This is a genomic window from Bacillus cereus group sp. N8 (assembly GCF_016483685.1).
Lineage (GTDB): Bacteria > Bacillota > Bacilli > Bacillales > Bacillaceae_G > Bacillus_A > Bacillus_A proteolyticus.
On record NZ_JAEHBK010000002.1, the window covers coordinates 413,569 to 427,335 of the forward strand.

Consider the following 13,767-nt stretch of genomic DNA (forward strand, 5'->3'; position numbering starts at 1 on the left):
AAACCGAAAATAAAAAGAGCCTTGTAGACAAAATACCTACAAGGCTCTTTAGTAGAGTGTAGGTACAACGGGAATAACCCTTGTACCTACACGTTTTCACGCTAGGTTCAAGGGTTTTATGTATGATGATGTAGTTGTGTAAGCATTTTAATAGATTGTACGATATTCATAATACTTACTCCCTTTCTCCTCTGATTTTTACATAGTATATAACACTTAATTCTGAATGTAAATACATTTTAAAAATTCTGTTATTTCTTAATATAAAGCTATTTCCCTTTCATACTCTCCAATTTCTTGTTCATATTGTATCGTAATACTAATTTCGTCTAGACCATTTAATAATTTCTCTTTCCACATTTTCTCGATTGTAAAATGAAACCTGTGCGTACTCGTTGTAATTACTTCATTCTCTAAATCTACTTCAATTTGTTCTCTCGCATCAGTTTTGGCAAGTTGTTCTCGCATTACTTTATCCATTACAATTGGTAACATACCATTTTTCATACAATTCATATAAAAAATATCTGCAAACCCTCCGGCGATAATAACGCGGAAACCATAATCAGCAAGCGCCCACGGAGCATGTTCTCTTGAAGAACCGCACCCAAAATTATCACCTGTAATTAATATACTTGCCCCTTTTCTTTCTGGAGCATTAAGAGGGAAATTAGGATTTTCATGACGCTCATTATCGTAGCGCCACTCATCAAATAAATACTGTCCAAATCCCGTCCTTTCAATTCTCTTTAAATATTGCTTCGGAATAATTTGATCTGTATCAATGTTGTCATTCATAAGTACTGCGGCAGTACCTTTATGAATACGAAATGGCTCCATCGTAACTCTCCTTTCTAATATCAACAAAATGACCATATAACGCAGCTGCTGCTGCCATTGCTGGGCTAACTAAATGCGTTCGTGCTCCTTTTCCTTGTCTTCCTTCAAAGTTACGATTTGAAGTAGATGCACAATGTTCTCCTTCCGGCACTTGATCCGGATTCATTCCAAGACACATTGAACATCCAGGCTCTCTCCATTCAAACCCCGCTTCTTCAAATATGCGATGTAATCCTTTTTGCATTGCTGCTTCTCTTACCTTTTTAGACCCAGGAACAACGAGGGCTCGCACACCGTCTTTTACCTTTTTCCCCTTTACAACAGATGCGGCAATTTCTAAATCAGATAGCCTGGAATTTGTACAAGATCCTATGAAAACATGCTGAACTGGAATTTCAAAAGTGCTTTGTCCAGGACTCAATCCCATATACGAAAATGCTCTTTCATCATTTTCATCACGCTTTTCTGGTAATTTTTCATCAATGCGAACACCCATACTAGGATTTGTTCCCCAAGTAACATACGGTGCTAAATCCGTAACGTCTATCGAAATATGCAAATCATAAATTGCATCTGAATCTGTATAAAGCTCCGACCATTTTTCCGTAAAAGTTCCATAGTCTTTCGGTGCATATTTACGCCCTTTTACATAAGAAAATGTTTTTTCATCTGGTGCAATGATACCAGCTTTCGCTCCTCCTTCAATTGCCATATTGCAAAGTGTCATTCTCTCTTCCATTTCCATAGCATGAATCGTCTCACCGTAAAATTCCATTACATATCCGGTTCCAACTGCTACGCCGTACTTTGAAAGGAGATGTAAAATAATATCTTTTGCATAAACACCTTTCTGTAACTTTCCTTTTAATTCAATACCCATCGCTTTCGGTTTTCGTTGCCACAGCGTTTGCGTTGCTAATACATGCTCTACTTCACTCGTACCAATGCCAAATGCTAACGCTCCGAAAGCACCGTGGGTTGCTGTATGACTATCACCGCAAACAATCGTTTTCCCTGGCTGCGTGAGTCCAAGTTCTGGTCCTATAACATGGACAATCCCTTGCTCTTCATCACCAATATCAGCTAATGACACTTGAAATTGTTTGCAGTTCTCACGAAGTGTATCCAATTGCTGCTTCGCAATACGATCGGTAATATTCCAAACATCTTTCGTTGGAATATTATGATCCATCGTTGCAAATGTTAATTCTGGTCTCCGAACAGTTCTATTTGTAAGCCGCAAGCCTTCAAAGGCTTGCGGTGACGTTACTTCATGAACGAGATGAAGATCGATATATAATAAATCCAATCCATTTTCGTTTGTCGCAACTACATGTCTCTCCCAAAGCTTATCTAGTAATCTTTTCCCCATTATCTTCCTCTCCCTACTAGCGCTTGCTCTTCCATCTCTTGAATAACTGCCTTCGTAAATGAAGTTGTCGTCTCATCTCCCCCAATGTCTGCTGTATATTTTCCCGATTGAAGAACTGCAGATATTGCGGATTCAATTGCAGACCCTTCTCTCATTAATCCAAATGATTGTCCAAGCATCATTGCAACAGAACGCATCATCGCAATTGGGTTCGCCTTATTTCTCCCCGCAATATCCGGTGCTGATCCGTGAATAGGCTCGTATAACGAAGGACCATTTTCAGCGTGGCTTGCTGATGGAAGCATTCCTAACGATCCCGCTAATACAGAAGCCTCGTCACTTAAAATATCACCAAATAAATTTTCTGTTACGATAACGTCAAATCGACCTGGATTACGAATTAATTCCATAGCAGCTGCATCGACTAGAATATGCTCTAATTCAACATTTGGATAGCGAAGAGCTACTTCTTCCGTAACAGTTCGCCATAATTTACTAGACTCTAAAACATTCGCCTTATCAATAGACGTAACTTTTTTCTTCCGTTTGCTCGCTAATTGAAAAGCATACGAGACGATACGTTCAATTTCATGACGATGATAAGTAAGAGTATCTGTTGCCACTTCTTCTGTTCGTTCTTTCGGATAAGAAAAATAAATGCCACCTGTTAATTCACGAACAACAACGAAATCAATTTCATCAGCGTTTTTTAATGGCGATAAATGTGCAGTTGCGCTTTCTACCGTTACAGGTCGAACATTCGCAAATACACCAAGTCCTTTCCTTAAAGCTAATAATCCTTTCTCTGGCCTTTCTTTCGCATCATCCCACCGTGGGCCACCAACCGCTCCAAGTAAAACCGCATCACTTGCTAAACAAGCGGCAAGTGTTCGCTGCGGTAATGGTTGCCCAGTTACGTCGATAGCACTCCCACCAAAGTACTCATCTTGTAAATGAAAATGATGTCCATATAGCCTCTCTACCATATGCAATACTTCCTTCGCACTTTCCATAATTTCCGGACCAACACCATCACCAGCTAAACAAACAATACGTTTTTCCAACTTAAGCACCCCTTTAACTGAATTTTCAGAACTTTAATTAGATAAGTGAGGAGAACTTTCCTCACTTATCTAACATTTACTTTACAAGCGCTATAAAAGATTTCAATTTCCCTGCCGCGTGGACATAAGCTCTCGCCGAAGCTTCCAATACGTCTTGTGCAACACCAAAACCTGATACTTGATGCATTCCTTCTTTTAATTCAACATGAACATGGGCAAGTGCGTCTTGACCTTGCGTAATAGATTGTATGCGATAATCTGCCAATTCACATTCTAATCCTAAAATTCTTTGGATTGCATTGTAAATTGCTTCAATACTACCAGAACCAGTCGCTGCATCTTCGTATACGTTTCCTTCCTCATCCTTCAGCACAACTGTCGCACATTGTGTACTATTTGATACGAAGTGCACTTGTAATTGCGTAATGTTATATTGCTGCGCCGCAAATGCTGCTTCACCAAGCATAAGCGCTCGTAAATCTTCTTCAGTAATTTCCTTCTTACGATCAGCTAATTTTTTAAAAGCTTCAAATACCGCATCACGTTCTTCCTTTGTAAATTCATAGCCTAGTTCTTTCATTTTTTCCGTAAATGCGTGACGACCAGAATGTTTTCCAAGTACAAATAGATTTTGAGATTCACCTATAAGGGTCGGTTCAATAATTTCATATGTCGTCACTTCTTTTAAAACACCATCTTGATGAATACCTGATTCATGAGCAAATGCATTCGCTCCAACAATCGCTTTATTTTTTGGTACAACCATACCTGTTAAACGACTTACTAATGTACTTGTCGCTTTAATTTCTTTTAACGTCATAGAAGACTCTGCTTCATAGAAATCTTTTCTGATATGAAGAGCAACTGCGACCTCTTCTAGAGCTGCATTCCCCGCTCTTTCTCCAATTCCATTAATCGTTCCTTCTACTTGCAATGCTCCGCCTTCAACCGCAGCTAACGAATTCGCTACTGCCATCCCAAGATCATCGTGACAGTGACAAGAGAAAATTGCTTTTTCATACGAAGGAACAGATTCTTGTAAGTATTTAAAAAGAGAATAATATTCTTCTGGATTCGTATATCCAACTGTATCAGGAATATTGATTACATTCGCTCCTGCACGAATCGCTACTTCTACTGCTTCAGCTAAAAATACTCTCGATGTTCTTGTTGCATCTTCTGCTGAAAATTGCACTGTCGGAAATAACGATTTTCCGAGCGTAACCGAGCGATGAATGCTATCTAATACATCTTCTTTTGACATACAAAGCTTATATTTCATATGAATGTCACTTGTAGCTAAAAATACGTGTAAACGAGGAGAGACAGCACCTTTCACCGCTTCATAGGCTCTTCGAATATCACTTTCTTTCGCTCTAGCTAAACTCATAACCGTAGCATTTTGAATGGTATTTGCGATACGTTTTACCGATTGAAAATCACCTTCAGAAGCTGCTGCGAATCCCGCTTCCATTACATTAATACCAAGTCTTTCTAGTTGCCTTGCAATCTGCAATTTCTCTTGTTCATTTAAATTAACTCCTGGTGATTGTTCGCCATCACGAAGCGTCGTATCCATGAACAAAATCTGCTTCATATTATTTAATCCCTACCTTTACTCGTGGCTGTACGAAAGGCATCATTTCGCGTAATTTACGTCCAACTACTTCGATTTCATGTTCATTTTCTTTCTCATTTGTCGCCTGGAAATTTGGTCTTCCTGCTTTATGCTCTGCAATCCAACCTCTTGCAAATGTACCATCTTGAATTTCTGCTAACACTTCTCCCATCGCTTTCTTCGTATCTTCAGTAACAACGCGTGGTCCTGATACGAAGTCGCCCCACTGCGCTGTATCTGAAACTGAATATCTCATATTTTCAAGTCCACCTTCGTACATAAGATCAACAATGAGTTTCAATTCATGTAAACATTCAAAATATGCAAGTTCAGGTTGATATCCTGCATCAACTAACGTTTCAAATCCAGCTTTTACTAGCGCAGTTACTCCGCCACAAAGCACAGCTTGCTCTCCAAATAAATCTGTTTCTGTTTCTTCCTTAAACGTCGTTTCTAATACACCAGCTCTCGTCGCTCCAATTCCATCAGCATAAGAAAGTGCTTTTTCAGTCGCAACTCCTGTTGCATCTTGATATACTGCAAACAATGCAGGAACAGCTCCGCCCTCAGCAAACGTACGGCGTACTAGATGCCCCGGGCCTTTCGGCGCTACTAGAAATACATCTACATTTGCTGGCGGTTTTACTTGATCAAAGTGAACATTAAAGCCATGTGCGAACACAAGAGAATTCCCACCTTGTAAGTTTGGTGCAATTTCAGCTCCATATACTTCTGGCTGCAATTCATCAGGTAGTAGAATCATTACTACATCCGCCTGTTTTGCTGCTTCCGCTACTGTATATACAGAAAAGCCATCTTCTTTCGCCTTATCCCATGACTTTCCTTTTCTCAGTCCAACTACTACATCAAATCCGTTATCACGCAAGTTTTGCGCATGCGCATGACCTTGCGATCCATATCCGATAATTGCTACTTTCTTTTCCTTTAATACATTTACCGTTACATCTTTCTCATAATAAACTTTTGCCATTTTCATTTCCCCCTATATTTAAATAATTATTGAATTAACATCACTTGTTTATCTTGTTTTTTCATACTACGCGTAAATGCTGTTACACCTGTTCTAGCAATTTCTTTCAAACCGTATGGACGAAGCAATTCAATTAACGCTTCTACTTTCTCCTGGGTACCTGTTACTTGCACCACTATGGAATCCTTTCCAACATCTATTACAGCGGCTCGGAACGGTTCAATTAAACTATATAATTCTGCTCTTGTTACACTTGAAGTTGCCACTTTAATAAGTGCGAGTTCTCTAGCAATCATTGCCTCTTCTGTAATATCAGAGACTTTTAGGACATCGATTTGCTTATGCAGTTGTTTAATTAACTGTTCAACTTGCTGTTCACTTTCAACATGTACAACAATCGTCATCCTTGAAATATCCGACGATTCCGTATGCCCTACTGAAATACTTTCAATATTAAAATGTCTACGTGTCATAACGCCTGTAATTCGATTTAACACACCGCTTTGATTTCGAACTGTCGCTGTAACAATTCTCTTCACCTTTTCTCCACTCCCTCCATTTGGTGAACCCCTTTTCCTGGGGCAACCATCGGCATAACCTTTTCAGATTGAAGTACGCGGCAATCAATTAATACTGGTTCTTGTAATTCAATCGCATGCTTTAATTGCTTCTTTGCAAGAAGTGGATCATCAATACGGACGCCTTTTATGCCGTATGCATTCGCAAGGGCAACAAAATCTGGTTGACACGAAAGTATGGAGTGCGAATATCGTTTATTATAAAACTCATCTTGCCATTGTCTTACCATTCCTAAAGCTTCATTATTTAAAATAAACACTTTAACTGGTAAAGAATGCTCTTTTAATACACTTAGTTCTTGCAGGGTCATTTGAAATCCCGCATCACCGACAATGGCAATAACTAATTCCTCTGGCTTTGCAATTTGTGCACCAATTGCTGCTGGAAATCCAAATCCCATTGTTCCTAAGCCTCCAGAAGTTACCCATTTATCTGGATTTTTCAGCGGATAATATTGTGCTGCCCACATTTGATGTTGCCCAACGTCTGTTGTTACAATGGCTTTTCCCTTCGTAATTTCATATAGCATATCAATCGCGTATTGAGGTTTAATACTTTCAGAATTTCGTTTATAAGTTAATGGATATTTTTCTTTTCTACTCTTTAATAAAGAGAGCCATTCATGATGATTTTCTTTACTTCCTTCTGTTTGAAGTAATACTTCTAACGCCCGCTTCGCACTCGCAACAATTGGAATTTCAGTCGGCACATTTTTTCCGATTTCCGCTGGATCAATATCTATATGTGCGACAAGCGCTTCTTTAGCAAAATATGCTAAATTCCCAGTAAGACGATCGTCAAATCTTGCTCCTATATTTATAAGTAGATTACATTCATATAACGCCATATTAGCCGTGTAAGAACCGTGCATTCCTCCCATCCCAAGAAATAATTTATCATCAGGCGGAAAACCACCAAGACCAAGTAATGTATGCACAACAGGAATTTGATATTTACGAGCAAAGCTTGTTAATTCTTTCGATGCCTTTGCATGTAATACACCTGCTCCAGCTAAAATTAACGGCTTTTTTGAAGTCGCAATCGCTTGTAATAATTTGTTTATTTGTAGTAGATTCGGTTCGTAATTAGGCTGGTATCCTGGTAAATCCATTTGTACATCACTACATCGCTCACCTTTCTCTACTACCATATCTTTCGGAAGGTCAATTACAACTGGGCCCGGTCTTCCTGTTCTAGCTATATGAAATGCTTCTTTAATAATTCGAGGTAAATCCGATGCTTTTCGTACTTGATAATTATGTTTCGTCACCGGCATCGTAAGCCCCATAATATCAGCTTCTTGGAAAGCATCACTCCCGATTAACGTTGTTGCTACTTGCCCTGTAAATACAACAAGCGGTAATGAATCAATCATCGCGTCAGCTAGACCAGTAATAACATTTGTAGCACCAGGCCCGCTTGTTGCAATTACAACTCCTGGATTCCCTGTAATTCTTGCATATCCTTCAGCGGCATGAATTGCACCTTGTTCATGCCGCGTTAAAATATGCGGAATCTCACAATCATAAAGCGCATCATATAGAGGTAAAACAGCACCACCTGGATAACCGAAAATCACTTCTACTCTTTCCTTTTCTAGCGCTTCTAACAATAGCTGTGCACCAGTTGCCAGTTTCTCTTCTGTTTTTGAAGACATTTTTCTTATAAGCCCCCTTTTTATACCCTTTATAAAATAAAAAAATCCTACGTCCACACTCCAGCTATGTGCTGAAGGGACGAAAGATTTCGCGGTACCACCCTTCTTTGCAAGAATACTCTTGCCTCAGTGACTCGGGATGAGTCTAGCTAATAACGGAGCTACCGTCTAAGCCTAGACAAATGCTTCAGCTTAGCACTCAAGGGCGATGTTCGTCGACGTGAACCATCGGTTTTCAGCAACCACCGACTCTCTGTGAGGCTTCACAATCAACTACTCCTCCCTATCAACGTTTTATCATGTCATAAAGAGTTATTATCCAACTTTATTTTCTTCGTAAATTTTCTCACCATCTTCTACAACTAATTTACGAAATTCTTCTAATAGACGATTTGTATGTGGACCTGTTTTTCCTAAACCAATCGTTCTACCATCTACTGTCGTAACAGCAATGACTTCAGCAGCTGTTCCTGTTAAAAACACTTCATCAGCTACATATACATCGTGCCTTGTGAATAATTCTTCTCTTACGTCATACCCAAGCTTTTCGCCGATTTCTAAAATTGCGTTTCGTGTAATACCTTCTAACGCCCCAGCAGAACTTGGCGGTGTAATTAATTTATTTCCTTTTACAATAAATACGTTATCTCCAGAGCCTTCAGCTACATACCCTTGATCATTTAACATAAGTGCTTCTTGTACTCCAGCTAATTTCGCTTCGATGCGAACTAAAATATTATTTAAGTAATTTAAAGATTTTACTTGAGGCGACAAAACATCTGGGCGATTACGACGCGTTGCAACTGTTATAATTGGAATCCCTTTTTCATAATATTCTTGTGGGAATAAAGATAGTTGTTCTGCAATTACTACTACATTTGGTTTCGTACAAGAATCGGGATCTAATCCAAGATTCCCTGGTCCTCTTGACACAACTAGGCGGATATATCCATTAGATAGTTTGTTATGTCGAATCGTTTCAACAACGATCTTCGTTGCTTCTTCTAACGTATATGGAATTTCTAACATGATGGATTTCGCTGATTCATATAACCGGACAAGATGCTCTCTCAAACGGAAAACATTACCGCTATACACCCTAATCCCTTCGAACACTCCATCGCCATATAAATAGCCATGATCATATACTGAAACTTTTGCTTCGTCTTTTGGAACAAATTCTCCATTTAAGAAAATCCATTGCTCGTTCACTGGAAAGCGCCCCCTATGTTCTATGAGTTTTTTATTGTTTCCTAGTTTACTCTCCTTTCTAAATAAATCAAGTGAATTTTTAGAAAATTTTTAATTTTTAATCGTACGTACATCTTTGATTATATTGATTTAACAGCATTGTTAACGTTTACAAAAAGTCAAAAAAATTTTTTCGCCAATTTCCACTAAAAAAAATATTTGTTTAAAAGAAGGATTTTTGTCAATTGATACGAATCTATTGTATTCAATAAACGGACGTCCGTTTTTATAAATTCGGGAATATACAACGACTTTTGCTGAAAAAGGGGGAAAATAATAAAAATAACGCTGTCTAAAAATAACATTCATATTTTTCATTTCGTAATCATAATCCTATTTTTAAAAAACAATTTGTCAAAATGAAGGAGGAAATCAATATGGCGTGTGTACAAATTAAAGGAACGAGACAAGAGGTAGTAGAAATGCTTCAACTATTTGATCTAATGGATACGAAAGGTTTTTGTAAATTCGATAATTATGTAGAGGTAGAACCAAATAATAAAGAACATAATAATTTTATTGCTTCAATCGGCATTCATTCAAATACTTCTTCCGCCCAAGATACTTTAAACGATCAGTTCGTAAGTCAAATGCTTACTGGTGTATATAACGACTAAATAAATATTCTCTTCCTACCATCTTTTCATAAATATATGCTATGGATTTGAGCATACTAGCAACTAGATGGTAGGAGGTGAAAATTATGGCTAGAATTGGTGTTGAGAACTCTTTAACTGATGTTCAACAAGCTCTTCAGCAACAAGGGCATGAAGTTATTTCACTTAACTCTGAAAATGATGTACAAGGTTGTGATTGTTGTGTTGTAACTGGGCAAGATTCTAATATAATGGGCATTGCAGATACATCGATAAAAGGATCTGTAATTACAGCACATGGTTTAACAACAGATGAAATTTGTCAGCAAGTTGAAAGTCGCATTTAAATTTTTACAAATCACAATACACAAAAGAAAGAGGGCTCCTTTTCAAAAGGAGCCCTCTTTTTTATATTCACCTAACGGGAAAGTAACATATACTGGATGAAAGCCCTACCTCTCTCTCATCATTACGGTTCCACTGACCGCTCCTTGATTCACTAGTATACATATAAAGCTTACATATACAATTTATAGGGTTTGTTCACAAAAGTTGTTGGTAAGACTACCCGATCTTTCGCAAACTTTTCGTATTATATTCATAAGATTTATTTACTTTACACTAGCTTTAACCGAGACACGAATTAAAATTATAACACCAATACAATAACTTGTCAACATTTTTTACAAATTAAAAACAGACATTAACGGTTTGTCTGTTTTAGAATGGAGCTTTTTCTTTTATTACATATACAACAAAACCGCTTACTAACATAAATAAGCCAACTACTAAGTTTTTGATATTAATCATAAATTCCTCTCCCTTATTCCACACATCATATATATTTACAGCTCAATTATTCCGATCATCCTAAAGCGCACTTTTTCTAATATATCATAATTCCTAAAAAATGCAAGTTCACTTGTGGCGACCATTTACAAATTTATCTACAGTGCTTGGTACAGTATTTAGAGCTTTTTCAATTAAATGTGTACTACTATTGAGATGCAATACTTGCACACCGTTAGAACCAACTACTAAAAAAGCAACTGGACTAATAGAAACCCCAGCCCCGCTTCCGCCTCCGAATGGATGATTTTGCTTGTTCTCTTTATGCTGCCCTTGTCCGCCATTATGTTTTTCAGAAATAAACTCCCCTTTAAAGTCACTTCCACCAGCTCCAAAACCGAAAGCCACTTGAGACACTGTTAATACTACATTTCCGTCAGCTGTTGAAACTGGACTTCCAACAATCGTATTTACATCTACCATCTCTTTTAAATTTGTCATTGCTGTTTTCATTAAATTTTCAATTGGATGTTCCATTATGTATTGCACCCTTTCCTCATTATTCTTTTTTATACTTTCCAAAATAGAGGAAGTCATACTTAGTTTTCCTATTTTAAAAAAACATTTTCACTTTCCAATTGGATATTACTCCCTGTACAGGCTCGGATAAAAACAGTAAAGAGAAACATACTATTATTGAACCTTGTTATGAAAGGAGTCCTTACTTTGACTGAGAAATTTGATGAATATAAAAAAAGAGATCGAATAGATAGTGATTATAGTGACTATAAAGAAGAATACGCAGCTGAAGTTGCACCACAACGTATTGATTATGATGATAAAGATAATGATGATGTAAGATCATCTGCAGCTGGATCGACTGCTGGTTTTATTGCTCTTGCTTTAGCAATATTATCGCTATTTACATTCCCAACACTGTTTGGTCTTGTGTCTGTTTTACTCGGTATTTACGCATATAATCGTGGGGCTACTGTAACTGGCGGTATCGCTGCCATTGTAGGCGGTATCGCTGCACTCATTGCGATTTTATTCCGAGTGGCGCTTATTGGGTTATTGTTCTCTCTTTTTTAAAATGAAAAAGGTATCTCGCTTTATGCGGGATACCTTATCCTGTAAATACATCTTCTGATGGATATTTAATTTTTTGTTTCGCTGGTCGTGCCAAAGAGAAAACAAGTGTTAACGGTCCGATTAATCCACAAAACATAACAAACATAATAATACATTTTCCAAACGCCGATAGCTTCGCAGTAATCCCCATTGTTAACCCTACTGTGCCAAACGCTGAAATTGTCTCAAATAATAACTGAATAAAACTGAAGTCTTCTGTAAGCATTAATACAAATACCGCTGTAAAAATAAGTATTTGACTAGCAACGACAATTGCTAACGCTCTCGTTACTGTCGACATTTTAATCGTACGATGAAATAAAACAAAATCCTCTTTCTTTCTAAAGAAAGAAAGAACTGATGTAATTAAAATAACGAATGTCGTTAACTTAATTCCACCACCTGTCGATACACTTCCTGCACCAATAAACATTAATATCATCGTAAATAATATCGACGACTCTTCCATGCCGCCATAATCTATCGTGTTAAAACCGGCTGTACGAGGTGTAATTCCTTGGAAGAACGAAGCCCATAACTTTTCATTTAAAGATAGTTGTCCCAAAGTCTTCACATTATTATATTCCAATACAAAAATCACAATCATCGCAATAATGTTAAGTGCTATCGTTCCAACAATCATAATCTTGGAGTGAAGTGATAATTTTCGGAAACTGCGACTATACCATATATCAATTAATACCGTAAACCCTAGCCCTCCTATTACAATTAAAGAACAAATCCCAATATTAACAATAGGATCTCCTACGTATCTTGTTAAATTATCTGGCCAAAGCGCAAAACCGGCATTATTATATGACGCAATAACGTGAAAAATACTATAATATAAACCTTTTCCAAATCCAAACTCTGGAATAAAGCGAATCGATAAAAAGATAACTCCAATTAGCTCAATACAAATAGAAAAAATAAAAACTCGTTTCACTAATTTCACAAGACCACCAATATTTGTTTGATTAAATGCTTCTCCAATTAATAATCGGTGACGTAAACCAATTTTTTTACCTAATACCCAAACAATTAAAATGGCTATCGTCATAAGACCGAGACCACCTATTTGAATTAAAAACATAATAACAATTTCACCAAACATCGTAAATGTACTTGCAGTATCTACAACGCCTAAACCCGTTACAGTCGCTGCCGACGTAGCTGTGAAGAAAGCATCTATCCAACTAATATGTGCTTTCGTTGCAAACGGTAACTTTAATAACAATCCTCCGACCACAATTAAACAAAAAAAGCCTAATGCTAAAATTTGTGGTGGATTTAATCGTATAATGCGATTATACAACCCTTGTTTTTTTGCTACTTCCATATCACTAACTCCCTTTATCAAGTGAAGCTTTTATCCCCTCATACACAAAGACCCTTTAAGAGCCTACAAGTAGCGGGATAACCCTTATATTCTCATAATATAGTTGAGCATAATCCTTTTTTTCATAGATTTCAACTTTTATTTATATTCAGACTCCTATTATTTTACAAAAGAATATTCTCTATTATATCTCCACTTATACTATAACTCTTACACCAACAACTATTTTACCCCTTTTTCAAATTCCCATATCTTTCACGCCAAGTTCACACGAGGGTCACATCTACCTTTTATAGTATACGTATCGGAGCTGTTCCTCCCTAATTTATAAGACATTCCCCAGTGTCTAGAAGCAGCTTCCATCCCTAATTAAATTGACATAAATTGTCCCCTTCCTTGACCATCCTATATGTGATGGTCTTATTTTTTTACTCTCTCTTTCTTCTTACTTAAAACTCCCTCCCTCTTTCACTCCATGTTCACATCTAGGTCACATCTACCTTTTATAGTATATGTATCGAAGTTGTTCCTCCCTAATTT

Annotated in this window: 15 protein-coding genes and 1 other annotated feature; of the genes, 3 read left to right on the top strand and 12 right to left on the bottom strand. The window is 37.4% G+C overall.

Annotated features, from left to right (window positions below; translation table 11 throughout):
* Positions 1-258: 258 nt before the first annotated feature.
* The 9 genes from leuD to JDS80_RS32085 all read right to left on the bottom strand — a co-directional run bounded on the left by leuD (position 259) and on the right by JDS80_RS32085 (position 9,690).
* On the bottom strand, positions 259-840 hold the full coding sequence (gene leuD / locus JDS80_RS06235) for a 3-isopropylmalate dehydratase small subunit (RefSeq protein ID WP_199637479.1): 582 nt from the start codon (positions 838-840) through the stop codon (positions 259-261).
* Complete coding sequence (gene leuC, locus JDS80_RS06240) at positions 818-2,212, bottom strand: 3-isopropylmalate dehydratase large subunit (protein ID WP_199637481.1); 1,395 nt, start codon at positions 2,210-2,212, stop codon at positions 818-820. The genes leuD and leuC overlap by 23 nt, the downstream gene beginning before the upstream one ends.
* Entirely contained in the window at positions 2,212-3,276 is a 1,065-nt protein-coding gene (gene leuB, locus JDS80_RS06245; protein WP_199637482.1) for a 3-isopropylmalate dehydrogenase, read from the bottom strand. The genes leuC and leuB overlap by 1 nt, the downstream gene beginning before the upstream one ends.
* A 76-nt stretch (positions 3,277-3,352) precedes the next feature.
* Entirely contained in the window at positions 3,353-4,873 is a 1,521-nt protein-coding gene (gene leuA / locus JDS80_RS06250) for a 2-isopropylmalate synthase (protein WP_071744819.1), read from the bottom strand.
* Between the two features lies 1 nt (position 4,874).
* A complete protein-coding gene (gene ilvC, locus JDS80_RS06255) occupies positions 4,875-5,885 on the bottom strand; it encodes a ketol-acid reductoisomerase (RefSeq protein WP_199637483.1) in 1,011 nt (336 codons plus the stop codon).
* A gap of 26 nt (positions 5,886-5,911) precedes the next feature.
* Positions 5,912-6,424, bottom strand: coding sequence for an acetolactate synthase small subunit (gene ilvN / locus JDS80_RS06260; RefSeq protein ID WP_000822951.1), 513 nt, complete (start codon positions 6,422-6,424; stop codon positions 5,912-5,914).
* Positions 6,421-8,121, bottom strand: a complete 1,701-nt coding sequence (gene ilvB / locus JDS80_RS06265; RefSeq protein WP_199637484.1) for an acetolactate synthase large subunit — start codon at positions 8,119-8,121, stop codon at positions 6,421-6,423. The genes ilvN and ilvB overlap by 4 nt, the downstream gene beginning before the upstream one ends.
* A 72-nt stretch (positions 8,122-8,193) precedes the next feature.
* Positions 8,194-8,420: a binding site (T-box leader), on the bottom strand.
* Between the two features lie 16 nt (positions 8,421-8,436).
* Complete coding sequence (gene ilvE / locus JDS80_RS06270) at positions 8,437-9,333, bottom strand: branched-chain-amino-acid transaminase (protein ID WP_001005501.1); 897 nt, start codon at positions 9,331-9,333, stop codon at positions 8,437-8,439.
* Between the two features lie 141 nt (positions 9,334-9,474).
* On the bottom strand, positions 9,475-9,690 hold the full coding sequence (locus tag JDS80_RS32085; protein WP_098425856.1) for a hypothetical protein: 216 nt from the start codon (positions 9,688-9,690) through the stop codon (positions 9,475-9,477).
* 59 nt (positions 9,691-9,749) lie between these two features.
* On the opposite strand from JDS80_RS32085, the gene JDS80_RS06280 reads away from it, so the two are divergent.
* The gene (locus JDS80_RS06280; protein ID WP_071744815.1) at positions 9,750-9,989 is read left to right on the top strand and encodes a DUF3911 family protein; all 240 of its coding nucleotides are present in this window, start codon (positions 9,750-9,752) and stop codon (positions 9,987-9,989) included.
* 86 nt (positions 9,990-10,075) lie between these two features.
* Complete coding sequence (locus JDS80_RS06285) at positions 10,076-10,315, top strand: YkuS family protein (RefSeq protein ID WP_199637485.1); 240 nt, start codon at positions 10,076-10,078, stop codon at positions 10,313-10,315.
* 373 nt (positions 10,316-10,688) lie between these two features.
* Here the strand turns inward: JDS80_RS06285 and JDS80_RS06290 are convergent, their stop codons facing one another.
* Together JDS80_RS06290 and ytfJ are read right to left on the bottom strand one after the other, a co-directional pair.
* The gene (locus JDS80_RS06290) at positions 10,689-10,778 is read right to left on the bottom strand and encodes a hypothetical protein (protein ID WP_000608227.1); all 90 of its coding nucleotides are present in this window, start codon (positions 10,776-10,778) and stop codon (positions 10,689-10,691) included.
* Positions 10,779-10,886: 108 nt separating this feature from the next.
* Positions 10,887-11,354 carry a GerW family sporulation protein gene (ytfJ, locus tag JDS80_RS06295; RefSeq protein ID WP_071744814.1) on the bottom strand — a complete coding sequence of 156 codons (468 nt, stop codon included), beginning with the start codon at positions 11,352-11,354 and terminating at the stop codon, positions 10,887-10,889.
* A 129-nt stretch (positions 11,355-11,483) separates the two neighbouring features.
* On the opposite strand from ytfJ, the gene JDS80_RS06300 reads away from it, so the two are divergent.
* Positions 11,484-11,849: a hypothetical protein gene (locus JDS80_RS06300; protein ID WP_000136552.1), complete on the top strand. Its 366-nt coding sequence runs from the start codon at positions 11,484-11,486 to the stop codon at positions 11,847-11,849.
* Between the two features lie 34 nt (positions 11,850-11,883).
* Here JDS80_RS06300 and JDS80_RS06305 read toward each other — a convergent pair whose 3' ends face one another.
* Positions 11,884-13,227, bottom strand: a complete 1,344-nt coding sequence (locus tag JDS80_RS06305) for a TrkH family potassium uptake protein (protein WP_199637486.1) — start codon at positions 13,225-13,227, stop codon at positions 11,884-11,886.
* Between the last annotated feature and the right edge of the window lie 540 nt (positions 13,228-13,767).